Origin of the sequence: Micromonospora sp. B9E7 (genome assembly GCF_039871815.1) — a bacterium.
GTDB lineage: Bacteria > Actinomycetota > Actinomycetes > Mycobacteriales > Micromonosporaceae > Micromonospora.
The window spans coordinates 128807-153313 of record NZ_JBDPLX010000001.1; the positions used below are offsets into that span (position 1 = coordinate 128807).

Annotated in this window: 22 protein-coding genes; 15 read left to right on the forward strand and 7 right to left on the reverse strand. The window is 71.4% G+C overall.

From position 1 onward, the window contains the following. Nucleotides 1-43: 43 nt before the first annotated feature. Nucleotides 44-847, reverse strand: a complete 804-nt coding sequence (locus ABGB10_RS00600; protein ID WP_347658818.1) for an IclR family transcriptional regulator C-terminal domain-containing protein — start codon at nucleotides 845-847, stop codon at nucleotides 44-46. Nucleotides 848-850: 3 nt separating this feature from the next. Further along, on the reverse strand, nucleotides 851-2287 hold the full coding sequence (locus ABGB10_RS00605; RefSeq protein ID WP_347658819.1) for an amidohydrolase family protein: 1437 nt from the start codon (nucleotides 2285-2287) through the stop codon (nucleotides 851-853). Nucleotides 2288-2486: 199 nt separating this feature from the next. On the opposite strand from ABGB10_RS00605, the gene ABGB10_RS00610 reads away from it, so the two are divergent. From ABGB10_RS00610 to ABGB10_RS00640, 7 genes are all read left to right on the forward strand, one after another. After that, nucleotides 2487-3623: a CoA transferase gene (locus ABGB10_RS00610; RefSeq protein ID WP_347658820.1), complete on the forward strand. Its 1137-nt coding sequence runs from the start codon at nucleotides 2487-2489 to the stop codon at nucleotides 3621-3623. Beyond that, nucleotides 3608-4378 (forward strand): citryl-CoA lyase, encoded by a 771-nt coding sequence (locus tag ABGB10_RS00615; RefSeq protein WP_347658821.1) that lies wholly within the window; start codon nucleotides 3608-3610, stop codon nucleotides 4376-4378. Before ABGB10_RS00610 ends, ABGB10_RS00615 begins: the two co-directional genes overlap by 16 nt. Before the next feature lie 31 nt (nucleotides 4379-4409). Further along, nucleotides 4410-5273: an extradiol ring-cleavage dioxygenase gene (locus ABGB10_RS00620; protein WP_347658822.1), complete on the forward strand. Its 864-nt coding sequence runs from the start codon at nucleotides 4410-4412 to the stop codon at nucleotides 5271-5273. After that, entirely contained in the window at nucleotides 5270-5632 is a 363-nt protein-coding gene (locus tag ABGB10_RS00625; protein ID WP_347658823.1) for a hypothetical protein, read from the forward strand. The genes ABGB10_RS00620 and ABGB10_RS00625 overlap by 4 nt, the downstream gene beginning before the upstream one ends. Continuing rightward, the gene (locus tag ABGB10_RS00630; RefSeq protein WP_347658824.1) at nucleotides 5629-6594 is read left to right on the forward strand and encodes a zinc-binding alcohol dehydrogenase family protein; all 966 of its coding nucleotides are present in this window, start codon (nucleotides 5629-5631) and stop codon (nucleotides 6592-6594) included. The genes ABGB10_RS00625 and ABGB10_RS00630 overlap by 4 nt, the downstream gene beginning before the upstream one ends. Before the next feature lie 84 nt (nucleotides 6595-6678). Further along, on the forward strand, nucleotides 6679-8103 hold the full coding sequence (locus ABGB10_RS00635) for an aldehyde dehydrogenase family protein (protein WP_347658825.1): 1425 nt from the start codon (nucleotides 6679-6681) through the stop codon (nucleotides 8101-8103). A gap of 220 nt (nucleotides 8104-8323) precedes the next feature. After that, nucleotides 8324-9157 (forward strand): helix-turn-helix transcriptional regulator, encoded by an 834-nt coding sequence (locus ABGB10_RS00640; protein ID WP_347658826.1) that lies wholly within the window; start codon nucleotides 8324-8326, stop codon nucleotides 9155-9157. A 21-nt stretch (nucleotides 9158-9178) separates the two neighbouring features. Here ABGB10_RS00640 and ABGB10_RS00645 read toward each other — a convergent pair whose 3' ends face one another. After that, entirely contained in the window at nucleotides 9179-9655 is a 477-nt protein-coding gene (locus tag ABGB10_RS00645; RefSeq protein ID WP_347658827.1) for a hypothetical protein, read from the reverse strand. A gap of 215 nt (nucleotides 9656-9870) precedes the next feature. Further along, entirely contained in the window at nucleotides 9871-10710 is an 840-nt protein-coding gene (locus ABGB10_RS00650; protein ID WP_347658828.1) for an AraC family transcriptional regulator, read from the reverse strand. A gap of 49 nt (nucleotides 10711-10759) precedes the next feature. On the opposite strand from ABGB10_RS00650, the gene ABGB10_RS00655 reads away from it, so the two are divergent. From ABGB10_RS00655 to ABGB10_RS00665, 3 genes are all read left to right on the forward strand, one after another. Next, the gene (locus ABGB10_RS00655; RefSeq protein WP_347658829.1) at nucleotides 10760-11182 is read left to right on the forward strand and encodes a DUF2000 domain-containing protein; all 423 of its coding nucleotides are present in this window, start codon (nucleotides 10760-10762) and stop codon (nucleotides 11180-11182) included. Between the two features lie 135 nt (nucleotides 11183-11317). Next, complete coding sequence (locus ABGB10_RS00660) at nucleotides 11318-13576, forward strand: esterase-like activity of phytase family protein (protein ID WP_347658830.1); 2259 nt, start codon at nucleotides 11318-11320, stop codon at nucleotides 13574-13576. A gap of 126 nt (nucleotides 13577-13702) precedes the next feature. Then, nucleotides 13703-15331, forward strand: coding sequence for a ricin-type beta-trefoil lectin domain protein (locus ABGB10_RS00665; RefSeq protein ID WP_347658831.1), 1629 nt, complete (start codon nucleotides 13703-13705; stop codon nucleotides 15329-15331). 53 nt (nucleotides 15332-15384) lie between these two features. Here the strand turns inward: ABGB10_RS00665 and ABGB10_RS00670 are convergent, their stop codons facing one another. After that, entirely contained in the window at nucleotides 15385-17919 is a 2535-nt protein-coding gene (locus ABGB10_RS00670) for an ABC transporter permease (protein ID WP_347658832.1), read from the reverse strand. Next, complete coding sequence (locus ABGB10_RS00675; protein ID WP_347658833.1) at nucleotides 17916-18674, reverse strand: ABC transporter ATP-binding protein; 759 nt, start codon at nucleotides 18672-18674, stop codon at nucleotides 17916-17918. The genes ABGB10_RS00670 and ABGB10_RS00675 overlap by 4 nt, the downstream gene beginning before the upstream one ends. A gap of 146 nt (nucleotides 18675-18820) precedes the next feature. Here ABGB10_RS00675 and ABGB10_RS00680 point away from each other — a divergent pair, with 146 nt between their 5' ends. The 4 genes from ABGB10_RS00680 to sthA all read left to right on the forward strand — a co-directional run bounded on the left by ABGB10_RS00680 (nucleotide 18821) and on the right by sthA (nucleotide 23223). After that, complete coding sequence (locus ABGB10_RS00680) at nucleotides 18821-20020, forward strand: histidine kinase (protein ID WP_347658834.1); 1200 nt, start codon at nucleotides 18821-18823, stop codon at nucleotides 20018-20020. Continuing rightward, complete coding sequence (locus ABGB10_RS00685) at nucleotides 20017-20655, forward strand: response regulator transcription factor (protein WP_347658835.1); 639 nt, start codon at nucleotides 20017-20019, stop codon at nucleotides 20653-20655. The genes ABGB10_RS00680 and ABGB10_RS00685 overlap by 4 nt, the downstream gene beginning before the upstream one ends. 88 nt (nucleotides 20656-20743) lie before the next feature. Beyond that, nucleotides 20744-21766: a cellulose binding domain-containing protein gene (locus ABGB10_RS00690; RefSeq protein WP_347658836.1), complete on the forward strand. Its 1023-nt coding sequence runs from the start codon at nucleotides 20744-20746 to the stop codon at nucleotides 21764-21766. 53 nt (nucleotides 21767-21819) lie between these two features. After that, nucleotides 21820-23223 carry a Si-specific NAD(P)(+) transhydrogenase gene (gene sthA, locus ABGB10_RS00695; protein ID WP_347658837.1) on the forward strand — a complete coding sequence of 468 codons (1404 nt, stop codon included), beginning with the start codon at nucleotides 21820-21822 and terminating at the stop codon, nucleotides 23221-23223. On the opposite strand, the gene ABGB10_RS00700 is transcribed toward sthA, so the two are convergent. Then, entirely contained in the window at nucleotides 23224-23676 is a 453-nt protein-coding gene (locus tag ABGB10_RS00700) for a MerR family transcriptional regulator (protein ID WP_347658838.1), read from the reverse strand. Between ABGB10_RS00700 and ABGB10_RS00705 the strand changes: the two genes are divergently transcribed. Then, on the forward strand, nucleotides 23645-24340 hold the full coding sequence (locus ABGB10_RS00705; protein ID WP_347658839.1) for a methyltransferase domain-containing protein: 696 nt from the start codon (nucleotides 23645-23647) through the stop codon (nucleotides 24338-24340). The two genes, ABGB10_RS00700 and ABGB10_RS00705, sit on opposite strands and share 32 nt — an antisense overlap. Nucleotides 24341-24507 lie beyond the last annotated feature (167 nt).

Genomic DNA, 24507 nt, shown 5'->3' on the forward strand with positions numbered 1-24507 from the left:
GACCAGGCGGCTCGGTAGCGGGATGCCCTCGGCGGGACACGCCTCAGGCGGTGACCACCGGCACGGCGGCGGTGAGCGCCCAGTCGTGCCCGATGTCGGCGGCAGCGCGCAGCAACCTCGGAAGGTGCTCCTCGCGCAGGGTCTCCAGCGAGGTCTCGGCGGCGTGCACGGTCACGTTGATGGCGGCGACGACCCGCCCGTCGCCGTCGCGTACGCCGGTGGCGACGGACCGGATTCCTGGAGCCAGGTCCTGGTCGGCGAGCGCCCAGCCCTTGGCCCGGACCTCGCGCAGCACGGCGTCGAGTTCGCCCGGCGCTGGCTGCCAGCGCGGCGTGATGCCGGATCGGCTGGGCTCGGCGAGGACGGTCTCCAGCGTGTCCGGTGGGAGGGCCGCGAGCAGCACCTTGCCCATCGACGTCGCGGGGGCCGGGAAGCGGGTGCCGATGGTGACGCCCAGGGTCACGATCTTGGGGACGGCCACCCGGGCGACGTAGACGATGTCGCTGCCGTCGAGCTGCGCCATCGAGGTCGACTCGTTGGTCTGCGCGACGAGCTTCTCCATGTGCGGCCGGGCCACGTCCCACATGTTCAGCGCGTTGACGTACGCCATCCCCAGCTCCAGGACGCGCGGGGTGAGGGTGTGGCCGCGGCCGGCCGCGCGGACGTAGCCCAGCGATTCGAGCGTGATGAGGATGCGCCGGACGGTGGGGCGGGCGAGGCCGGTGGCGGCGGCGATCTCGCTGAGCGTCATCGAGGGGCAGGCGGGACGGAAGGAGCGCAGGACGTCGAGGCCACGCGCGAGGGCCTCGATGAAGTCGGGCCCGGCGCCCCTTCCGTTGTCACTCATTCCTCAATGCTTCCATTGCGCCGACCCGGCGTCCCACTCGGTGTACTGGTACGGGTTCTCCAGGATGGCGGTCTCGGGGATGTCCGGGTTCATGCCCCGCTGCCACGCCTCCTCCCCCATCGTCTCGCGCAGGTGGTCGATGGTCGACGCCACCCTGGCCCGCGCGGCGGCGAGGTCGACGCCGACGAGGCGGCCGTCCCGCTTCACGACCCGGCCACCCACCAGCACGGTGTGCACGTCGGCACGCTGGGCCTGGAAGACGACGTGACCGTGCGGGTTCAGGATCGGGAACATCGCCGGCGAGGCGTCGTTCTTGATCAGGACGACGTCGGCCTGCCGGCCCGGGGTGAGGGCGCCGATCGTGGCGTCCATGCCCAGCGCACGGGCGCCGCCCCGGGTGGCCCACTCGACGACCTGCTCGGCGCGCAGGTGGCAGTGGGTGATGGTCTCCTGCTTGGCGTGCGCCTCCAGGTGCTCCCGGGAGCGGTCCGCGCCGAGCGTGGTCCGCATCGCGGAGAAGAGGTCGCCGCTCCACCACACGCTGGTGTCCATCGACAGCGACACCGGGATGTCGTGGTGGCGCAACTGCCAGGTGGGTGGGTAACCCTGGCCGGCGCTCTGCTCACTCTCGGTCGAGACGGAGACCGAGCCGCCGGTCGCGGCGATCCGGTTGTACGAGTCCTGGGTGAGCGTCGCCGCGTGCACGTACACGGTCGACGGGGTCATGAACCCGTTCTCGTGCATCAGTCGGATGCCGTCGTCGTTGGTGGCGCCCCACACGCCCGCGTGGGTGGTCACCGCGGCGCCCAGTTCCCGGGCCATCTCGAACGCGGCCCGCTCCGGAAAGGCGGGGTCGCCGGTGACGTCGAACGCCAGCTGGAAGCCGGCCAGCCTGCCACCGTCGATCCGGCGGCGGTGGAAGTCGCGGAACTCCGGCGAGGTGGCCCACTCCCACGGCCCCTGCTGGATGTTGCCGTAGGCGAGCACGAACCGCCCGTCGACCGCCTCCAGGGCGTCCACGGCGGCGTCGGCGTGCTCGGGTGTCTGCAACCCGTGCGACCAGTCGACAGTGGTGGTGACGCCGGCGTCGACCGCCTCGATCGCGCCGAGCAGGTTGCCGGCGTAGACGTCCTCGGGTCGGAACAGTTTGCCGGATTCGAGGTAGTACCAGACGAAGTACTGGGTCAGGGTCCAGTCGGCGCCGTACCCGCGCATGGCGGTCTGCCACAGGTGCCGGTGGGTGTCGACCATGCCGGGCATGAGGATGCCGTCGGTGGCGTCGATCTCCAGGGCGTCGTCGGGTGCGGTGAGGCCGACGCCGACCTGCGCGATCCGGCCGCCGATGACCAGCACGTCGGCGCCGGGCAGCACCGTGTGTGCGTCGTCCATGGTGAGAACCAGGCCGTTACGGAAGACCGCCGGCCGGTCGGTTGCGCTCATTCGCCACCCATTCCTTTCGGAGTACGAGGGGACTCCGGACTGTTGTCCGCTGTGCGGCCAGCCCGAGTGGCGCAAGTGTGGTCCCGGTCACGATTTCATGTCAAGGGCATGTTTCCGCTCGATTAATGCACCGTTGACACACGTCCAGTGGTGTCGCAAGCTGTCTCGGCGGACAGGTGTCCGCAGAACGGGCGGAAACATGGTGCAGCATTCGACAGGCCCACTGGCCGGTCTTCTCGTCGCGGACTTCTCCCGGATCCTCGCCGGGCCGTACGCGACGATGCTCCTGGCCGACCTGGGCGCCCAGGTGATCAAAGTGGAGAGCCCCGGTGGCGACGACACCCGCACCTGGATGCCGCCCACCCGCGACGGGGTCTCGACGTACTACCTCGGCATCAACCGCAACAAGCGGTCGATCGCCCTGGACCTCAAAAAGGCCGACGATCTGGCCGCCGCGCAGGAGCTGGCCCGCCGCGCCGACGTGCTGATCGAGAACTTCCGGCCCGGTGGCCTCGCCCGGTTCGGCCTCGACTACGACACCGTCACCGCGAACAACGAGAAGATCGTGTACGCGAGCATCAGCGGCTTCGGCACCGGCGCCGGTAGGGACTTCCCCGGCTACGACCTCATGGTGCAGGCCATCTCGGGCCTGATGAGCCTCACCGGCGACCCGGACGGCTCGCCGTACCGGGCCGGGATCTCCGTCTTCGACGTGATGGCCGGACTGCACGCCAGCATCGGCATCCTCGCCGCGCTGCACCACCGTGGCGAGACCGGACGAGGCCAGCACGTCGAGGTCAACCTGCTCAGCTCGGCGCTGTCCGGGTTGGTCAACCACTCCAGCGGCTACGTCGCCGGCGGCACCGTCCCGTTCCGGATGGGCAACGCGCACCCCAGCCTCTTCCCGTACGAGCCACTGCCCACGGCCGACGGCGAGCTGATCGTCATCGCCGGCAACGACGGGCAGTTCCGCAAGCTCTGCCAGGTGCTCGACCTGCCCGACCTGCCGGACGACGGGCGCTTCGGCCGCAACCAGGACCGCACGGCCAACCGCGAACAGTTGCGGCCCCTGCTTGTCGAACGCCTCGCCAAGCGGACCAAGGGCGAGTGGTTCCGGGACCTGCTCGCCGCCGGCGTTCCGTGCGCGCCGATCAACACCATCGACGGTGGTGTGGCGCTCGCCGAGGAGCTGGGGCTCGCCCCTGTCGTCACCGTCGGCGACGTGCCCGGTGTCCGCAACCCGATCACCTTCTCCGACACCCCGGCCCGGTACGAGCTGCCGCCGCCGGGGCTCGACGAACACGGCGAGGAGATCCGCGCGTGGCTGACGAACTGAGCTTCCCCACCGGGATCGGCACCTCCGACCCGACCACCATCTCCCTGCTCGGGCAGGACCTGGCCGCCGACCTGATGGGCACTGTGGGCTTCGGCGAGCTGGCGTACTGGCTGGTCGCCGGCCGCCGACCCACCCCGGGCGAGGTACGGGTCTTCGAGGCGGTACTGGTGGCCCTCGCCGACCACGGCTTCACCCCGACGGCGATCGCCGCCCGACTGACGTACCTGTCCGCGCCCGAGTCGTTGCAGGGTGCGCTCGCCGCCGGCCTGCTCGGCGGCGGTTCCCGCTTCCTCGGTGTCACCGAGGACTGTGGACGCTTCCTCGCCGACACGCTCACCCAGGCCGGCGAGGTGACCGACTACGACGCGGTGGCGCTCGACGCGGTCACCCGGGCCAGGCAGGAGCGTCGGCTGGTCCCCGGGCTCGGACACCCCGTGCACAAGCAGCAGGACCCGCGCACCCCCGTGTTGATCCGGATCGCCACCGAGGAGGGCCTGCACGGCCCGCACCTACGGCTGTTCGAGGCGATCGGACGCGTACACCCGCAGGTGCTCGGCCGTACCCTGCCGCTCAACGGTGCCGGAGTCTGCGGTGCGGCCCTCGCCGACCTCGGGCTCCCGGTCGAGATGTTGCGCGGTTTCGCCCTGCTGGCCCGCGCGGCGGGGCTGCTCGGGCACCTCGCCGAGGAGCGACGACGACCGCTCGGCATGGACGTCTACCGCACCGTCGACCGCAACGCCGTCTACGAGCCCTGATCCCCCGCTTCCACCCCCGAAAGGAGTGGGAATGGCCTCCATCGTCGCGGTCATCGCCTCCACCCACCACCCCTTCTACTACCGGGCCAGCACGGCCACCGACGAGGATCGACCACCGTTCGCCGACGAGTGGACCCGCAAGATCCTGGCGTTCCGGGAAACGTTGACCCGGGCCCGACCCGACGTGCTGGTGATGGTCGGCTCCGACCACTTCCACCAGCTCTGGCTGGACAACATGCCGCAGTTCCTGGTCGGCAAGGCGCCCTTCTACGACGCCAACTGGTACAACGAGGAGCGCGAGTTCGGGCTGCCCCGGATGCTGCTCAAGGGCCAGGAGGACCTGTCCGGGCACATCCTGCGGGCCGGGCTCGACGCCGGCTTCGATCTCGCGTTCAGCAACGAGCTGCGCATCGACCACAGCATCACCTGCCCGATCATCACGCTGCGGCCCGAGGCCGACCTGCCGATCGTGCCGATCTACACGAACATCTTCGCGCCGCCGCTGCCGCAGCCGAAGCGCTTCGTCCAGCTCGGCCAGAGCATCCGGGACATCGTCGCGTCGTGGCCGTCGCACCTGCGGGTGGCCGTCATCGGCACCGGCCACCTCTCGCTGGAGCTGGGCGGCCCCCGGCAGTTCGGCCCGCACGGCCCGGACCCGGAGTTCGACAGGCGGGCCGTCGAGTGGATCGCCAACGGCGACCTGGACGAGTGCCTGCGCGAGGTCACCCTGGACAGCCTGCACTCGCCGGGCAACGCCACCCACGGCTTCATGGACTTCATGCTGATGATGGGCGTGGCCGGTGCCGGCGCGAAGGCCGACTACGTCGACACCCTCGATCTGTTCCACACCATGGAGGCGTACTTCACCTGGTACCCGAACGGAGCGCCGGCATGAGCAGGTATCTGCTGAACAAGTTCCTCTTCATGGTCGACCGGGACCCGGAGCTGGTCGAGCGCTACCGCAGCGAGCCACGCGAGCTGGTCGCCTGGTGGGAAGCCGAGTGCGCCAACACGGTGCTGAACTGCCACACCGGCGAGGCGAGCACCTGGCTGCGCTTCGACGACGTGGAGCGCGAGGCGTTGGCCAGCCACGACCACGTGAAGCTCTTCGAGCTGGGCGCGCACCCGTTCCTCACCCTGACCCTCTTCATCGCCCTCTTCGAGCGGGACAACAGCGAGCCGCTGGAATACCAGAAGTCCTACGGGGCGCGGTTGGCCCACTTCTCGATGCCCTACCCGGACATCGCGACGTGATCCGCGCGGCAGTGCTCACCACCTGCGGCGCCGCACCGACGATCGCCGAGCGGCCGGCGCCCGTGCCCTCCGACGACGAGGTGGCGGTCACCGTCGAGGCCGTGCCGATCACCCCGCTGGACGTGCTCTGCGCCAGCGGCACCAGCTACTTCGGTCCGCCGAGCACCCCGTACGTGCCAGGTGTGCAGGGGGTCGGTCGGCTCGCCGACGGCAGGCCCGTCTGGTTCGGCACGTCGGCCGGCATGCGCCCCGGTGTCGACGGCAGCATGGCGACCACGGTCACCGTGCCGACCGTCGACGTGGTGACGTTGCCGACCGGCGTACCGCTGACCCTGCTCGCGGCCCTGGGACTGTCCGCCGTCGCCGCGCACGCGGCGCTGACCCACGCCGGCGGGCTGGCGGCTGGCGACCAGGTCATCGTGCTCGGGGCCGGAGGTGTGGTCGGTCAGGCCGCTGTCCAGCTCGCCCTGCTCGGCGGCGCCCGGCGCGTCATCGCGGTGGCCCGGTCCGCCGCGGCACGGGCCCGCGCCGAGGAGTTCGGCGCCGCCGTCGCCGTCCCGTTGCTCCCCGACGACGACGTCGCGTCGATGGCCGACCGGCTGCGCCACGCCGCCGACGGGCCGGTCGACCTCGTTGTCGACCCGGTCTTCGGTGTCCCGGCGGCGGCGGCGCTGCGGGTGCTGCGCCCGGGTGGGCAACTGGTCAACCTGGGCAGCGCGGCCGGCGCGACAGCACCCATCGAGTCCGCCGTGCTGCGCAGCGGAGCACTGCGAATGATCGGCTACACCAACAACGGGTTGTCGACCGCCGAGCGGGCCGCCGCGCTGACCGTGGTGGCCGGGCACGCGGCGGCCGGCCGGCTCACCGTCGACCACGAGATCGTGCCGTTCGACGCCATAGCGGACGCCTGGGCCCGGCAGGACGGCGGCAGCACCGCCGGCCGGATCGTCCTCGCGCTCTGAGGGGGCCGGGCCCCAGCCAGGGATCGCGGAACCCTGGATAAACCGCACCTGGTTGCGGTTCCGGCACGGTGTGACGGTCGGTGCATGACACCTTCCACCCACTCCGTCGCCGGCCACTGGATCGGTGGCGAGACCGTCACCGGCTCCGCCGGCACCCTTCCCGTCGTCAACCCGGCCACCGGCGAGGTCGTCGCCGAAACCCCGGCCGGCACCGCCGCCGACGTCGACCACGCCGTCGCCGCGGCCCGGGCAGCCTTCCCCGCCTGGGCGGCGACCACGCCGCAGCACCGGGCGGACGTGCTGCGTCGCCTCGGCGCCGGCCTCGCCGCCCGTACGGAGGAGATCGCCCAGGCGATCACCGCCGAGATGGGCTCTCCGATCGGTATGTCCCGCACCGCCCAGGTCGCGTTCCCGGCCGCGGTGGTCGAGTCCGTCGCCGGCCTGGCCGACGACTTCGCCTGGACCGAGGAGGTCGGCAACTCACTGATCGTCCGCGAGCCGATCGGCGTGGTCGGCGCGATCACGCCGTGGAACTTCCCGCTTCAGCAGATCGTCTCCAAGCTGGCGCCAGCCCTGCTCGCCGGCGACACGGTGGTCTTCAAGCCGTCCGAGAACGCCCCGCTGACCGCGCGCATCCTCGCCGAGGTCGCCGCCGAGGCCGGCGTACCGGCGGGTGTGTTCAACGTCGTCTACGGCACCGGCGCGACCGTCGGCGAGGCGATCTCCGCCCACCCGGACATCGACATGATCTCGTTCACCGGCTCCACCCGGGCCGGGCAGCGCATCTCCTCGGTGGCTGCGGCGACCGTCAAGCGGGTCGCGCTGGAACTGGGCGGCAAGGGCGCGAACATCATCCTGGACGACGCCGACCTGCCCACCGCGGTCGAGCGGGGCCTCATGATGGCGTTCAGCAACGGCGGTCAGGTCTGCGGCGCGTGGCCACGGATGCTGGTGCCCGCCGCCCGTCAGGACGAGGTCGTGGCGTTGGCCGTCGAGGCCGCGAAGCAGTACACCGTCGGTGACCCGACCGACGAGGCCACCCGGATCGGCCCGATGGCGTCCGAGGCCCACCGGCAGAAGGTCGTCGGGTACATCGAGCGGGGCATCGCCGACGGCGCCCGGCTCGTGTTCGGCGGCCCGGAGCGGCCCGAGGGCCTGACCGTCGGGGCCTACGTCCAGCCGACGATCTTCGCCGACGTCGACCCGAAATCCGCGATCGCCCAGGAGGAGATCTTCGGCCCGGTCCTGACGATCATCCCGTACGCCGACGAGGAGGAGGCCGTGACCATCGCCAACAGCACGCTGTACGGCCTGACCAGCGGTGTCTTCGGTGAGCCGGAACACGCTCTGGCGGTCGCCCGGCGGTTGCGCGTGGGACAGGTCGACGTGAACGCCGGCCACTGGAACCCTCTCGCGCCCTTCGGCGGCTACAAGCAGTCCGGCAACGGTCGCGAGTTCGGCCGCTTCGGCCTGGAGGAGTTCCTGGAGACCAAGTCCATCCAGCGCTGACCGAACCGGCCCGCCCGGCTCGTGTTCTCAGCGACCTCGTCCGTAGGTGATGATCGACTCGGGTTTCGTGTAGTCGGGGTATCCCGCCCGCCCCCTTGCCCAGCGGGCCCGCCTGCCCCAGGATCCCGTGCGATCTTGGGGCAGGCGGAACACCGTCCCCGGGCTCGCCTGTTGCACTGAACAGGCCGGCTCCTGCCGGCACGCAGTGATCGGAGACACCGTGGACCGCGCCCAACTCGCCAGTTTCCTGCGCACTCGCCGCGAGGCGCTCCAGCCCGAGGACGTCGGTCTGCCCCGGGGGCAGCGCCGACGCACCGGTGGGCTGCGACGCGAGGAAGTCGCCGGGTTGAGCGGAATGTCCACCGATTACTACAGCCGGTTGGAGCAGCAGCGGGGGCCGCACCCCTCCGAGCAGATGCTCGCCGCCCTGGCCCGCGGCCTGCGGCTCTCCCTGGCCGAACGGGACCACCTGTTCCAGCTCGCCGGTCACGCCGTCCCACACCGCGCCGTCCGGGCCGACCACGTCAACCCCGGGATGATGCGCATTCTCGACCGGATGCACGACACTCCCGCCCAGGTGGTGAACCACCTCGGCGAGACCCTGGCACAGACCGCGCCGGCCGTCGCCCTACTCGGCGACGAGACCCGGCACACCGGGCTGGCGCGCAGCGCGCACTACCGCTGGTTCACCGACCCGGAGGCACGACAGCTGCACCCCGTGGAGGACCACGAGACGCAGAGCCGGCTCCTCGTCGCGCACCTGCACGCCGCGTACACCCGGGACGGCCGGGGCTCGCGGGCGGCGACGCTCGTCGACGACCTGCTCGCCAAGAGCCCGGAGTTCACCCGCCTGTGGCAGGAGCACCCGGTGCCCGGCGGCTACTGCCCGCCGAAGCACTTCCTGCACCCCGAGGTGGGGCCGATGGAGCTGCACTGCCAGACGCTGGTGGACCCGGACGAGTCCCAGACGCTGCTGGTCTTCACCGCCATCCCCGGCTCTGAGAGCGACGACAAACTGCGGCTGCTCTCCGTCATCGGAGGCCAGCTCGTCTGACCGCTCCGCAGGAACCCACCGTCACATGTAGGTCAGGCTGATCCAGAAGGCTCCGGCGGAGGTCGCGAGCAGACCGCCGAGCGTGCCGCCCATCAGGACCAACGCTGGGGCGAGCCGAAGACGGATACGCAGCAGGAGGTACACGCCGATGGCGACGATGAAGGCGATCACGGCGAGGTAGACCACGAACAGGGCACTCGCGGTGATCACCATCGTCGCGCCTGCGGCGAGCAGGACCGCCCACCGGGCACCGAGCTCGCGACGGAAGACGAAATAGGTGACAGCGCCGCTGAAGAGGGCGACGAACGCCAGCGCTGCCGGCAACGCGAGCCTGGCGAGCAGGAGCATGAGCAGGAAGCTCGCGGCGAGGGCAGCCGCCACACCCGCGGCGGCCAGAGCAGCCCGTTGTGCGCCGCGCTCGCGCAGCAGAACCAGGTAGGCAACGGCGCCGCCGAACACGACTGCACCACCAATAAAGATCATGAGATTCAGGTCCACGGTTTTTCCTTCGACGGGGAACGAGCGGTCGTCGTCGCGCTACGCATTGCAGCCTGGCGGCCGCCGCCCGCCACGCCGGTACCCCCACCGGAACGTGACATGAACACGCGAGCACGAAACCCGACGCGCTGCGTCGACAGCTCGCGATTCCGCTCGCCTCCGGCTTCGTCGGCAGAAGCGCGTGGTTCGCGCCCGGGTCGCAGAGCGACGGGAAGCTACGGCTGAATTCCGCCGTCGGGTCTGATCCCTGCGTTGGGCGCGCCGAGGTAGCGGGCTGGGCTGACGCCCAGGTACCGCCGGAAGTGGCGGGTCAGGTGCGCCTGGTCGAAGAAGCCGGCCGCGACCGCGACCTCGGCGGGCCGCTGCCCGGCGAGGAGCAGACGACGGGCCAGCTCGACGCGGCGACCGGTCAGGTACGAGTGCGGCGGCACCCCGTGCGCGTTGGTGAACGTCCGGACCAGGTGGGTCGGGTGGGCGTGCAGCAGCGCGGCGGCCTCCCCCAGCGTGACGCCCTCGATGGTCCGGGCGTCCAGCAGCTCCCGCAGTCGGACCGCGAGACCACGGGTGGCCGGTGCAACGCTGACCGGAGCACGCTGGGCGACCTGCTGGCGCAGCCGGTCGAGAATGAGCGCGAGCCTGCTTTCGGCCTCGAACTCGTCTCCGGGTGCGGCGAGCACCCGGTGCAGGTGGTGGATCCGGTCGCGCAACTGCGGATCGGCCACGCCCGGCTCGTCGACCGCCCGGCCGACCAGCTCCGCGTCGAGCGCCGAGGTGTCGAGGTACAGCACCCGCTTGCGGAAGCCGTCGGCGGTGGCGGCGCGGCCGTCGTGCGGCACGTGCGGCGGCAGCAGGGTGACCGAGGTACGCAGCGCTCCGTGCCGGTGCCGGTCGAGGTCGAAGCGGACCGCGCCGTCGTCGACGATCAACAGCGTCCAGACGTCGTGGATGTGCCGGGGGTAGGCGTGGTCCACGAAATGGGCGTGGAAGACCTCGGCGACCCCGGCTACGGCGGGTCGCCAGGCGCTGACGTGCGAGCCCGCCGGGCGGGTGTCCACGCTAAGAACGTACAAGACCGGTCGGCGGCAGGCGGGCAGGCTCGACGCCATGACCGAACCGATCCGATTTCCCACCAAGATCGCCGTGCTGCTCCGCGACGACCTGGTGAGCTGGCAGCGCCTGAACGTCACCGCATTCCTGGTCAGCGGCATCGCCAACGCCGTACCGGAACTACTGGGCGAGGAGTACCGGGACGCGGACGGCACCCGGTACCTGCCGATGTTCGGCCAGCCGGTGCTGGTCTTCGTCGGCGATCGGGCAACGCTGGCCGGTGCGCACTCGCGCGCGCTCGCCCGCGGGCTGCGTCTGTCGATCTTCACGGCCGAGCTGTTCGCCACCGGCAACGACCGGGACAACCGCGCCGCTGTGCAGGCGGTAACTCGGGAGAAACTCGACCTGGTGGGCCTGGCGCTGCACGCGCCCCGCAACGTGGCGGACAAGGTGCTCAAAGGTGCGACCATGCATCCCTGAGCGCCCCGGGTGACGGCGTGCGGGATCGTGCACGGGGTGTTCAGCCGACGTTCCGGTGGGGGTTCCACTGTGGTGAGCGGCGGGCGCTTGCATCGGCCCGGCGGCAACGGCCGCCGACTCGATGCTGGAGGCAATGTGCGTACCACTTCCAGAAGGGCCCGGGCCGTCGCGTCCGCCGCGGCGGCGATCTCGCTGCTCGCGGCGGCGCCGGCACTCGGCGCGCCGGCGCACCCGACCCCGGGGCACCCGGGTACGGGCGCGAGCTGCGCGCCGGACGCCTCGCTGCTCGGCTTCTCCGACGCGCTCGACAAGACCACCTTCCGGGGCACCTCCGTCGCCGGCCTGTCCGCGCTGACGTTCACCCGCCCCGGGCGCGCTCTGGCGCTGGTGGACAACATCGGCACCACTCCCGCCCGGGTCTACGAGCTGGGCCTGGACACCGGCCGGCGCGGCGTGGACGTCGGTGTCCGTGACGTCACCGTGCTCACCCGACCCGACGGAACGCCGTACACCGGGGCCGACTTCGACGGTGAGGGGCTCGTCGCCGAGCGCGGCGGCGACACCGTCCTGGCCAGCTCGGAGCGGGAGCCCTCGATCCGCCGGTTCCGGCTCTCCGACGGCCGGGAGATCGCGTCGCTGCCGGTGCCGGCCCGGTTCCAGGTCACCCCGGCCGGCGACGCCGCGGTCAACCAGACCTTCGAGGCGCTGGCCACCACTGGGGACCACCGGGTGCTCTACGCCGGGATGGAGGGTCCGCTCGCCGCGGACGGCCGCGACGCCGAGGGCCGGGGCCGGCAGCGGATCATCCGGTACGACGGCCGCGAGGGCGGCGCGTACGCCCCGACCGCCCAGTACGCGTACCGCACCGACCCGAACCTCGGCCTGGTCGAGCTGATCGCGCTCGGCGGCGACCAACTGCTCTCCGTGGAGCGTGGCTTCACCGCCGGAGTGGGCAACACCGTCCGGGTGTACCGGGTCTCGGCGACCGGCGCGCCCGACGTGTCCGCCGTCCCGTCCCTGACGACGGCGACCGACCCGCGCTCCTGGCTCGGCAAGGAACTGCTGGTCGACATCGCCGACTGCCCGCCGTCCGGCGCGACCACGAAGCAACCGCAACCCAACCCGCTGCTGGACAACATCGAGGGCGCCGCGCTCGGCCGTGACCTGCCGGGCGGTCGCCGCGAGCTGTACCTCCTCTCCGACGACAACGGCAGCGCCACCCAGACCACCCGGGTGTACGCGCTGTCGGTGAAGCTGCGGCCCGAGGTGACGCTGCGGGACCGGGCGTTGATCTCGGCGACCGCGTACCAGCCGGGCCCGATCTCCGGCACCCAGCTCGCCACGACCCCGGTCAACGGGATCACCGCTCCCTTCCCCGGCCAGCCCATTCCCGGCTTCTCCGCGGTGATCCCGGCCCAGCCGGGTGACCGCTCCGGCAAGCGGCTGCTCGCGATGCCGGACAACGGCTTCGGCGCGAAGACCAACTCGGCCGACTTCCTGCTGCGGGCGTACGAGATCGAGCCGCGTTACCGCAGCCACGACGTCACCATTCGGGGGCACATCAGCTTCCGCGACCCGGACCACAAGGTGCCGTTCCCGATCGTCAACGGCAACACGCGGGAACGTCTGCTGACCGGCGCGGACTTCGACATCGAGTCGCTGGCCCGCGACGCGCGCGGCAACCTGTGGATCGGTGACGAGTTCGGCCCGTACCTGGTCCGCACCGACAAGACCGGCAAGGTGCTGCAGGCGCCGATCCCGCTGCCGGACGGGACCAGGTCCCCGCAGTCGCCGGATCTCGCCCCGGGCGAGACGCCGACCCTTCGTGCCAGCAACGGTTTCGAGGCGATGGCGGTCAGCGAGGACGGCTGGACCCTGTATCCGATCCTGGAGGGCGCCCAGGTCAACGACCCGGACCAGCGCCGCCGGGTCGTCTACGAGTTCGACGTACGGCACAACCGCTACACCAACCGCACCTGGTCGTTCCGGGTGGACGACCCGTCCCTGCTGGTCGGCGACGCGGCGGTGCTCGACGGTCGGCGGCTGCTGCTGATCGAGCGGGACAACGGCATGGGTCAGCAGTCGGTGGTCAAGCGCCTGGTCGTGACCGACCTGGACGAGGTGGGCGCGGACGGCTACCTGCCACGGCGCACCGTGGTCGACCTGATGCGCGTGGCCGACCCGAGGGGCGTCTCCACCCCGGCGCGCCCGGGCGAGTACGGCGTCGGCCCGCTCTTCTCGTTCCCGTTGCAGTCGGTCGAGTCGGTGATGCCGCTCGGCGGTGACCGGGTGCTGGTGGCCAACGACAACAACTTCCCGGGCAACGACGGTCGTGTCCCGGGGCGCCCTGACGACACGGAGCTGATCGTGATCGAGGTGCCTGGCCTGCGCTGATCCCCTGTTTCGAACGACCCCCGGCGCGCTCGCGCCGGGGGTCGTCGCGTTCACACGGAGGTGGGGTGGCGATGGCAGGACATTGATATCGATGAGCGACGCTGTAATAATTAACACACTTTACAAATGCTGCGGCACCTGGAGGACACCAAGATGACGCGACGACTGGCCGGAGCCCTTCCCCGCATCCGCCTGACCTCCGCGCTCGCCGTGGTGGTGCTCGCCGTACCGGCGGCGCTGGCCGTCGGCACGTCGCCCGCGACAGCCGCCGCGACCGGCGCCATCACCGGGTACGGCGGCAAGTGCGTCGACGTGGCCGCCGCGAACCCGGCCAACAACACGGCGGTCCAGCTCTACACCTGCAACGGCTCGACGGCGCAACAGTGGACGGTGGGCGACGACGGCACGATCAGGGCGCTGGGCAAGTGCCTCGACATCGCCGCCGCCGGCACCGCCAACGGTGCTCGGGTGCAGATCTACGACTGCAACGGCACCGGGGCGCAGCAGTGGTCCGCGAGCGCCGGGCAACTGGTCAACCCCACCTCCGGCAAGTGCCTCGACGCGACCGGTCCCAGCTCCGCAGACGGCACTCCGCTGCAGATCTGGAGCTGCACCGGCACCGCCAACCAGACCTGGGCACTGCCCACCGGCGGCACCACCCCACCGCCGTCGAGTGGATTCACCCACCCTGGCGTGCTGGTCAGCCGGGGCCAGCTCGACTTCGTGCGCGGCCGGGTGCAGGCCGGCGCACAGCCATGGGCCTCGGCCTACAACCAGATGATGGGGAGCCGGTACGCCTCCCTGTCGCGCACCCCGGCACCCCGCGCGGTGGTCGAGTGCGGCTCCTACTCGAACCCCAACAACGGCTGCACCGACGAACGTGAGGACGCGATCGCCGCGTACACCGACGCGCTCGCCTGGTACATCACCGGTGACGCCCGGTACGCGCAGAAGTCGATCCAGATCATGGACGCGTGGTCCGCCACGATCAGCGCGCACACCGGCAGCAACGCCCCACTGCAGACCGGTTGGGCCGCCTCGGTCTGGCCCCGGGCCGCGGAGATCATCAAGTACACGTACACGAGCTGGCCGAACGCCAACCGGTTCTCCACCATGCTGCGCAACGTCTACCTGCCGATGGTCCGCAACGGCTCCAGCAGCAACGGCAACTGGGAACTGACCATGATGGAGGCCACCATCGGCATCGCGGTCTTCCTGGAGGACCGGGCCGTCTACGACGCGGCAGTCGCCCGCTTCCTCAACCGCGCCCGCGCCTTCGTCTACCTGCCCAGCGACGGCGCGCTGCCGTACACGATGCCCGGCAGCGGCCTGGACACCCCGTCCGAGATCATCAACTACTGGCACGGCCAGTCGACCTTCGTCGCCGGCGTCGCCCAGGAGACCTGCCGCGACTTCGTCCACACCGGGTACGGGATCTCCGCCATCTCACACGTCGCGGAGACCTCGCGCATCCAGGGACGGGACCTGTACCCACAGGTCGGTGAGCGGCTGCGGCACGCGCTCGGTCTGCACTCGCGCTACCAGCTCGGCGAGGCGCCGCCCTCCTGGCTCTGCGGCGGCAGCCTCACCCGGGGCCTCGGCCCGATCACCGAGGTCGGCTTCAACGCGATGAGCACCCGGCTCGGCAACGTCATGACCAACACGCAGACCCTCACGCAGCAACAACGTCCGGCCGGAACCAACAACCTCTTCGTCGCCTGGGAAACGTTGACCCACGCCAACAACCCCAACTGACCCAGGCCGTCGGGGGGTGGCGCCGAAGACGCGGAGCCACCCCCACGACGTGCTCAGTTGTCGGCCCCCAGTGCCACCACCGGGCTTACCCGCGCGGCCCGCCTGGCGGGGAGCACCCCCGCCAGCGCCGTCAGCCCGACCAGCGCCACGAAGAGCCCGGCCAGCGGCAGCACCGGCGCGGTCAGCGGTGCCTCGATCCCGAGGGTCTGGACCGCCAACCAGGCGTACGGGATGCCGAGCAGCAGGCCGATGGTGGCACCGATCACCCCGTAGAGGCCGGATTCGACGGTCAGCATGGTGCGCAGGCCGGCCCGGGACAGGCCGATCGCCCGGAGCAACCCAGACTCGCGTACCCGCTCGACCACCGAGAGCGCGGTCGTGGAGCCCACGCCGACCACCGCGATCAGCACGGTCATGCTGACCAGGCCGACCGCGATCCAGATCAGGCTGCTCAGCACATCGGCGTTTCGGTCCCGTTCGTCGGCGAGCACCGCGAGGCCCACACTGTCGCTGTCCCCAATCGCCTGACGCAGCGCCCGCACACCGGCGGTGCGGCCGTCCTCGCCGGAACTGGCCGCGTCGGCCAGCAGACCGGTGTACGCGGCCGGCACGCCGAGCCGGTCCAGGTCGGCCCGGTCGGCGAGGATGCCCGCGTGCAGCGGGCCGTCACCGGGCAGGACCGCTGCCACCCGCACGTCGACCCTGCGCGCGGCGATGGCGAGCGTGACGGTGTCGCCGGCCCGGAGACCGGCGTCCCGGGCGACCCAGCTGTTGAGCACGATCCGGCCCGGGCCACGATCGGTCAACGTGCCCTGGGCGACGTCCAGGTCGCCGGTGGTCGGCAACGCCGCCAGGTCCAGGTCGTTCGTCGGGTAACCGGGCTCGACGTCGCCGAGCTTGTCCGCACCGCGCATCAGCGTGACGTCGTCGACCCGCCGGTACGGCACCACTCGGGCCAGCGCGCCGCGCGCCGCCTCGGCGCGGGTCACGACAGCGGCCGGCAGTGTCCCACCGTTGCTGGTGACCTCGAAGTCGGTCGGTGCGGAGAGGGCCAACTCGCGGTCGGCGAGGACCTGCAGCGACGCACCGCCGATGACCACCCCGGAGATCAGGGTCACGCCGAGCGCGACGACAACCGAGACCGCGGCCGCGCGGCGCGGCGTCCCGCCGATCCCGCCGACCGACATCCGCCCGAGTGGCCCGAGTTGCCGCAGTGGCCAACCCACCACGGCGAGCACCGGACGCACCAGCAGCGGGCCGAGGGCCACCAGCGCGAAGAACGCCAGGGTGCCGGAGGCGACAAGCAGGAGCAGTGGCATCGTCGGGTCGTAGTTCGACTGGTCGGGCTTCGGCAACCGGCTGATCGTCGCGACTGCGGCCAGGGCCGCGCCGGTCACCAGGAGCAGCCCGCACACCAGGCGCAGCACCCCGATGTCGCGTCGGCCGGCGGTGGTGCTCGCCGTACGCAGCGCCTCCAGCGGAGAGACCCGGGCGGCGGAGAGTGCCGGCGCCAGGACGGCCAGCACGGTGACGACGCCGGCACCGATCACCACCATGACCGCCGCCGCCAGTGGCAGGCCCGGTGACGAGACCGCCATTCCGGAGGCGCGCAGAACCGCCGGCAGGGCGTACCCGAGGGCGAGGGCACTGGCGACCCCGACGACGCCGGCGACCAACCCGGTCAGGGCTCCCTCGGCGGTCAACGCCCCCACCAGGGTGCCCCGACTCGCGCCGACCGCGCGCAGTAGCGCGAGCTGGCGCATCCGCTGGGCGAAGACGATGCGGAAGGTCGAGGTGACCACCAGCGCCGCGGCGACCACCGCGATCGAGACGAACATGCCCACCAGGATGAAGAGTCTCCCGACCTCCTCGGCCGCCGCGTTGGCCTCCGCCTGGCGCACCTCGGCACCGGAGCGGACCGACTGGTCGGCCGCGAACGCCGCGGTCACCCGTTGGCGGACGGCGTCCACCGACTGACCGGGGGTCACTCGCACATCGAGGCGTTCCACCGCGGTCAGCCGCGCCCAGGCGGTCACGACACTGTCCGGGGCGTACGCGTCGAAGCCGGCATCTGCGGGGGTGTCGACCACACCGGTGACGGTGAGCCGGGTGGGCGTGGTGAGCTCGCCGCCCGTACCTGTGGTCGTGGCGCCCACCGCGAGCCCGAGCCGCTCGGCGGTGCGCGGCGTGATCGCGATCTCTCCGGGCTGGTCCGGGTAGCTACCCTCGATCACCCGGACCGTGGTGAGCGGACCGCTGCCGGGGTCGGCCTGCAGGTTGAGGTACCCCTCGCCCACCGAGACGCCGACAGCCACCCGGGCCACCGCCTCGGCCACACCGGGCACGGCGCGGACGTGCTGCAGCTCCGTCACGGTGGGTGGCGGCTGCTCGGGGCTGCCGATCACCAGGTCGGTGGCGGCCGGGGTGGCGCTCAGGTTGTCCCGCACGGTTCGTTCGGTGATCTGCTGCACCAGCACGGTGCCGAAGACGACGAACGACGCGACCAGGATCGCCAGGCCGGTCAGGACCAGCCGGCCGGGTCGCCGAGCCGCGGCGCTCGTCTGGGTACGCAGCACGGTCGCCCTCATGCGCGGGCACCCAGGTCACGCAGCGCGTCGGTGACCGACACCTGGTCCGGCTTGTCGATCTCGCCGGCGACCCGCCCGTCGGCGAGCAGCACCACCCGGTCGGCGTACGCGGCGGCGATCGGGTCGTGGGTGACCATGACGACGGCCTGGCCGAGGTCGCGTACCGAGTCGCGCAGGATGGTGAGCACCTCGGCGCCGGAGCGGGAGTCGAGGTTGCCGGTCGGCTCGTCGGCGAAGACCACCTCGGGCCGCGCCACCAGCGCCCGGGCCAGCGCGACCCGCTGCTGTTGGCCGCCGGAGAGCTCGCTGGGCCGGTGGCCGAGGCGGTCACCGAGGCCGAGCTCCCGCACCAGGTGCTGGAAGAGCTCGGCGTCGGGCTCCCGGCCGGCGAGGTCCAGCGGCAGGGTGATGTTCTGCGCGGCGGTGAGCTGCGGCAGCAGGTTGAAGGACTGGAAGACGAACCCGATGCGGTCCCGGCGTACCCGGGTCAGGGTCCGGTCCGACTGACCCGTCAGCTCCGTCCCGCCGAGCAGGACGCGTCCGGAGGTGGCCGTGTCGAGGCCGGCGAGGCAGTGCATCAGGGTCGACTTGCCGGACCCGGACGAGCCCATGATCGCGGTGAACTCGGCCCGGCCGAAGCCGACCGAGACCCCGTCCAGGGCACGGACTGCGGTGTCGCCGCTGCCGTACACCTTCACCAGGTCGACCGCGGCGACCGCGGCGTGGCTGGTCTCCGGCGGGGCGTGGGTTGTCATTGTTCCTCCAGTGGCTGCGATGTGACCCGGCGAGCTTCGCCGCCACCGGTGGGTGGGCGCATCGGCCCGGGGCCGGGTATCGCCGGTGGCGGGTCTGTCTTTCGGCCGATCTACCACCTCCGCCCGGCTGGCTACGCTGGGTCATCATGAGCACGCCGGATCTTCGACGTTGGTGGGTACGCCTGGCGCAGGCCGCCGGACTGGTGGCCATCGGCCTGCTCGCTCTGTTCGACCTGCGGTTCAGCACGTCCGTGGGGATGAGCCCGGCTGCCCTCCTGCTCGTGCTGGTGCGGATGGGGCTGGCGGTGGCGACGGTGCCGCTCTGGCTGCCGGTGCACCGGCTGGGTTCCCGTTGGCTGCCGGCGGCCGCGTTGGCGCTCGCCGCCACCTCGCTTGCCGTGACCGCGGCGATCCGGGTCGCCGCCAACAGCAGCTACCTCCTCGGCGGCAGCTGGGGGCTCGCCGAGGCGGGCGGGCTGCTCGGGGTGGTCTTCGTGGTGACCCGCTGGGGCGCGCCCCGGCTCGCACCGTGGGCGGCGGTGGCCGTCGGGCTCGCCGTCACCGCGATCCCGCTGCGTACCGGCACCGACACCGTGCTCGTGATCTTCGGTCTGCTCCAGGCGCTCGCTGCGGCTGGAGCCGCCGGGGTGGGGCTCTACCTGCGGATCACAGCCGCCGGTCGGGAGCGGGCGATCGCGCTGGTCCGGGCCGAGCAGCGCGCCGAGTTCGCCCGTGACCTGCACGACTTCATCGCCCACCACGTCACCGGCATCGTGGTGCAGGCGCAGGGCGCCCGGTTCGTCGCCGAGCAGGACCCGCGCCGGGTGATCGTCGCCCTGGAGCAGATCGAGCGGGCCGGTGCGGAGACGATGGCCTCGATGCGACGGATGGTGGGAGTCCTGCGGAACCCGGATGCCCCGCCGGACGCGCCGCTGGCTCCACTGGCCGGGGTGACCGAGCTGGAACCGCTGCTGACCGGGTTCAACGGCGCGGCGAACGCGTCGGCACGGCTGCACGTCGACGGCGACCTGGACGCGCTGCCGGTCGAGGTGTCGACCTCGGCGTACCGGGTGGTGATGGAGGGGCTGACCAACGCCCGCCAGCACGCGCCGGACGCCCGGTCCGTGGACGTGGCCGTGCGACGTACCCCGGACTGGTTGCTGGTCCGGGTCGCCGACGACGGCGCGTCGCCACGCACCGCGCCGGCCCGGGGGCACGGCTTCGGACTGATCGGCCTCACCGAGCGGGTACGCGCCCTCGGCGGCACGATCACCGCCGGACCCGGCGTCGCCGGCGGCTGGGTGCTCGACGCCGCGTTCCCACTGCACTCGGCGGTGGGCCGATGATCCGGGTGCTGATCGCCGATGACCAGGCCATGGTCCGGACCGGCTTCGGCATGATCATTGGCGCCCAGTCGGACATGGAGGTGGTCGGCGAGGCCGCCGACGGCGTCCAGGCCGTCGAACTGGCCCGACGAGTGCGCCCGGACGTGGTGCTGCTGGACATCCGGATGCCCCGCCTCGACGGCCTCGAGGCACTGCGACTGCTCGCCGGGCCGGGCGTCGCCGACCCGGTCCGGGTGGTCGTGGTGACGACCTTCGACCTGGACGAGTACGTGCACACGGCGCTGTCCAACGGGGCCTGTGGTTTCCTGCTCAAGGACTCCGGGCCGGCCCTGCTCGTCGAGGCGGTCCGCGCGGCCGTCTCCGGTGACGCGCTGATCAGCCCGTCCATCACGGTACGGCTGTTGGAGCGCCTCAGCTCACCCGCTCCGGCCTTCGACGACGCCGCGCTGTCCCCACGGGAACTCGACGTGGTGAAGCTCGTCGCCCGGGGTCTGACCAACGCCGAGATCGCCGCTCGGCTCTTCATCGCCGTCGGCACGGTCAAGACCCACCTGGCCAGCGTGCAGATGAAGCTCACAGCCCGCAACCGGGTCGAGATCGCCGCCTGGGCCTGGGAACGTCGCCTCGTGGGCTGACGGGACACCGGTGCGACCGGCACTGCCCTAACATCGTTACTGGTCGATGACTGGTCCGCTGCGGTCACCCGGAAGCGAGGCGATCATCATGCGCGATCACCAGTGGCGCGGCGTCCGGTCCAGGGCTGCCGCACTGGCCGCCTGCGCGCTCACGGCGACCCTGGTCGCGGCGGGCGCGACCCCGGCGTACGCCGCGGCGGACACCGAACGCCCCACCGCACCCGGCCCCATCACGGTCGTCGCCGTCGACACCACCTGGATCGAGTTGACCTGGGCCGCCGCGACCGACAACGTCGGCGTGGTCAGCTACCCGGTCTCCGCGCGGTTCGAGGACACCGGCGCCCACTACTCCACCGACACCACGAGCATCCGGATCACCGGCCTGCGACCGTCGCGCACGTACACCTTCTCCGTCGCGGCGGTGGACGCGGCCGGCAACAGGTCGTTGGCCGATCCGACCCTGCGGCTGACCATGCCACCGGGAGACGACCAACCCCCCGGCGCACCCGGTCAACCGTTCGCCTACGACGTCGCCGCCACGCGGCTGTGGCTCCGCTGGACACACTCGGTCGAGAACGTGGTGCTCGATCGGTACGAGGTGTTCCGGGTCGACTCCGGCGGCACCCTCACCCTGGTCAACGAGGTCTACCAGTACCCACCCGGACGGAACAGCACCCAGATCAGCGGGCTGACGCCGAACACCACGTACACCTTCGTGGTGCAGGCCAAGGACGAGGCCGGCCACCTGTCACCCCTGTCCGAACCGGTCACCGTGACCACGCTGCCACCACCGCCCAGCTGCTCGGTACGGTCGACCGTGGGGCAGTGGCCGGACGGTTTCGTGGCCCGTCTCGCGGTCACGAACACCGGCTCGACGCCGATCGACGGGTGGACGATGAGCTGGCGGTTCTACGCCGGCCAGCAGCTGCACAACCTGTGGGGCGCGGAATTCGTCGACCGCGACAGCGGCTACCTGCGGGTCCGCAATGTCCGCCACAACCGGCTGATCCCGCCCGGCGGCACGGTGTCGCTCGGAGTCGTCGCCAGCGGCTCGCAGACGCCGCAGGAGGTCACGGTGAACGGTGGTGTCTGCGAGGTGGCAGACGAGTAACGCTCACGTGCGGGGTCTGGCGCGCGCCGCGACATCTTGCGACGCTAACGCCTGTGTATGACTACGACCTGGTGGTGCTGGGGTCCGGTCCCAGCGGTCAGAAGGCCGCAATCGCCGCGGCCAAACTCGGCAGGCGGGTCGGCATCGTGGACCGCCGCGACATGATCGGTGGGGTGTGCATCAACACCGGCACCGTCCCCTCCAAGACGCTGCGCGAGGCCGTGCTCTACCTGACCGGCCTGAGCCAGCGGGACCTGTACGGCAGCAGCTACCGGGTCAAGGAGGACATCACCGTCAGCGATCTGGCCGCCCGGACCCAGCACGTCATCACCCGGCAGACCGACGTCATCCGCAACCAGCTCGCCCGCAACCGGGTCGCGATGATCACGGGCACCGGCCGGTTCGCGGACGCGCACTCGATCTGGGTCGACGGCGGCTCCGGCCGTGAGTCCAAGGTGACCTTCGACAAGATCGTCATTGCGGCGGGCACCCGCCCGGCCCGCCCGGACAGCGTCGACTTCGACGACCGGACAATCGTGGACTCCGACGGCGTCATCAACCTCCAAGCCGTACCCCGCAGCATGGTCGTGGTCGGCGCCGGCGTGATCGGCATGGAGTACGCCTCGATGTTCGCCGGCCTCGGCACCAAGGTGACGGTGGTCGAACGCCGCGACCGGATGCTCGACTTCTGCGACGACGAAATCATCGAGTCGCTCAAGTACCACCTCCGCGACCTGTCCGTGGCGTTCCGCTTCGGTGAGGAGGTCGCCGCCGTGGAGAAGCACCAGACCGCCGCGCTGTGCATCCTCAAGAGCGGCAAGAAGATCGTTGCGGACACGGTGATGTACTCCGCCGGCCGGCAGGGCCAGACCGACGACCTGGCACTGGAGGCGGCCGGGCTGGAGGCGGACCGGCGCGGCCGGATCACGGTGGACGCCAACTACCGCACGGCGGTGGACAACATCTACGCCGTCGGCGACGTCATCGGCTTCCCCGCCCTCGCGTCCACCTCGATGGAGCAGGGCCGGCTGGCCGCTCAGCACGCCTGCGGCGAGCCGATCCGGGAGATGCACGGCCTGCAACCGATCGGCATCTACACGATCCCGGAGATCAGCTTCGTCGGGCAGACCGAGGCGCAGCTCACCGAGAGCTCCACGCCGTTCGAGGTGGGCATCGCGCGTTACCGCGAGCTGGCCCGTGGCCAGATCGTCGGCGACTCGTACGGCATGCTGAAGCTGCTCGTCTCCCCCGAGAACGGCCGGCTGCTCGGGGTGCACGTGTTCGGCACCGCCGCCACCGAGATCGTCCACATCGGGCAGGCGGTGATGGGCTGCGGCGGCACGATCGACTACCTGATCGACGCGGTGTTCAACTACCCGACCCTGGCCGAGGCGTACAAGGTGGCTGCCCTGGACGCGTCCAACAAGATTCGCAACATCACCCGCATCGACGGCTAGTCACTCCACCAGTGCGGCGAGATGGGTGCGGTAGTTCGGGCAGGTCGAGATGTCCTCGTGTGCGCAGTTGAGCCCGGCCTCCAGCAGGTCGAGCGCCGACCGCAACGCGACCATCCGCTGGTGCAGCGCGCTGTGGTTGCGGCGCAGCACGTCCTTGCGAGCGGCCGGGTCGCGCGCGGCGAGGAACGCCCGGATGTCCGGCAGCGACAGGCCGGCCTGCTTCGCGCGCAGGATCGAGGCCACCCGGAACAGGTCATCGCGGGTGTAGCGGCGACGACCACCGCTGACCCGGGCGGGGCTCAGCAGGCCCACCGATTCCCAGTGCCGCAGGACGTGCGCTGGTAGGCCGAAGTGGTCAGCCACTTCGCCGATCGTCATCGGGCTTGACGTCATGTCGACATTAAGTCCGACCATGGCGGGCATGTCCAGTCTTCTAGCTACCCTCGATGCCATCGAGCGCGAGCCTGCGGCCGTCGCACTGCGCACCCGCTCCTACGAGTTGCTCGGCGACCTCACTGGCCGAACCGTCGTGGACGTTGGCTGTGGCGGTGGTCGCGCCGTCGCCGAGCTGGCCGAGCGTGGAGCCCACGCGGTCGGCGTCGACCTCGACCCCGAGATGATCGCCGTGGCCCGGGAGCGCTGGCCGGCCGGCGTGTTCCAGGTCGGGGACGCCTGCGCGCTGCCGTTGGAGACCGGCTCGGCCAGCCACTACCGGGCGGACAAGGTGTTGCACGTGCTCGAAGACCCGGCGCGAGCCGTCGCCGAGGCTCGGCGGGTCCTCGCACCGGGCGGCCGAGCCGTGCTGCTCGGCCAGGACTGGGACATGATCGCCATCGACTCGGACGAGCCGGAAACCACCCGTCGGCTGGTCCACGCGAAGGCGGACTCGCTGCCGTCGCCGCGCATTGCCCGTGGGTATCGCAACCTGCTGCTCGACGCCGGGTTCACCGACCCGATCGTCGAGGTGCACACCGGTGTGTTCACCGGCGACACCGCGCTCGACCTGGTGAAACGGATCACCGACGAGGAGAGCTGGCTCGCCGAGCAGGCAGCGCGCGCCCGCGCGAACCGGATCCTCGTCGTCGTGCCGATCTTCCTCGTCGCCGCCCAGGCCTGACACCGAACGTGGATCGAGACTCGGCGAACTGCTCCTCCACCGATGTCGGTGTTGCCCGCTACCGTGCCGGCACTGATGCCTGCGGGACGAGGTCTTCGCCGAGGGCGGGTACTGGTGGGCCCGGGGTGACACCCCCAACTCGGCGAGCGACTATCCGAACCGTCCGG

What these genes read in the sequence shown, in the direction of transcription:
- ABGB10_RS00600 (WP_347658818.1), bottom strand. Translation starts at nt 847, where the DNA reads ATGAGTGACAACGGAAGGGGCGCCGGGCCCGACTTCATCGAGGCCCTC.
- ABGB10_RS00605 (WP_347658819.1), bottom strand. Translation starts at nt 2,287, where the DNA reads ATGAGCGCAACCGACCGGCCGGCGGTCTTCCGTAACGGCCTGGTTCTC.
- ABGB10_RS00610 (WP_347658820.1), top strand. Translation starts at nt 2,487, where the DNA reads ATGGTGCAGCATTCGACAGGCCCACTGGCCGGTCTTCTCGTCGCGGAC.
- ABGB10_RS00620 (WP_347658822.1), top strand. Translation starts at nt 4,410, where the DNA reads ATGGCCTCCATCGTCGCGGTCATCGCCTCCACCCACCACCCCTTCTAC.
- ABGB10_RS00625 (WP_347658823.1), top strand. Translation starts at nt 5,270, where the DNA reads ATGAGCAGGTATCTGCTGAACAAGTTCCTCTTCATGGTCGACCGGGAC.
- ABGB10_RS00635 (WP_347658825.1), top strand. Translation starts at nt 6,679, where the DNA reads ATGACACCTTCCACCCACTCCGTCGCCGGCCACTGGATCGGTGGCGAG.
- ABGB10_RS00655 (WP_347658829.1), top strand. Translation starts at nt 10,760, where the DNA reads ATGACCGAACCGATCCGATTTCCCACCAAGATCGCCGTGCTGCTCCGC.
- ABGB10_RS00665 (WP_347658831.1), top strand. Translation starts at nt 13,703, where the DNA reads ATGCTGCGGCACCTGGAGGACACCAAGATGACGCGACGACTGGCCGGA.
- ABGB10_RS00670 (WP_347658832.1), bottom strand. Translation starts at nt 17,919, where the DNA reads ATGAGGGCGACCGTGCTGCGTACCCAGACGAGCGCCGCGGCTCGGCGA.
- ABGB10_RS00675 (WP_347658833.1), bottom strand. Translation starts at nt 18,674, where the DNA reads ATGACAACCCACGCCCCGCCGGAGACCAGCCACGCCGCGGTCGCCGCG.
- ABGB10_RS00680 (WP_347658834.1), top strand. Translation starts at nt 18,821, where the DNA reads ATGAGCACGCCGGATCTTCGACGTTGGTGGGTACGCCTGGCGCAGGCC.
- ABGB10_RS00685 (WP_347658835.1), top strand. Translation starts at nt 20,017, where the DNA reads ATGATCCGGGTGCTGATCGCCGATGACCAGGCCATGGTCCGGACCGGC.
- ABGB10_RS00690 (WP_347658836.1), top strand. Translation starts at nt 20,744, where the DNA reads ATGCGCGATCACCAGTGGCGCGGCGTCCGGTCCAGGGCTGCCGCACTG.
- ABGB10_RS00705 (WP_347658839.1), top strand. Translation starts at nt 23,645, where the DNA reads ATGTCCAGTCTTCTAGCTACCCTCGATGCCATCGAGCGCGAGCCTGCG.
- ABGB10_RS00700 (WP_347658838.1), bottom strand. Translation starts at nt 23,676, where the DNA reads ATGGCATCGAGGGTAGCTAGAAGACTGGACATGCCCGCCATGGTCGGA.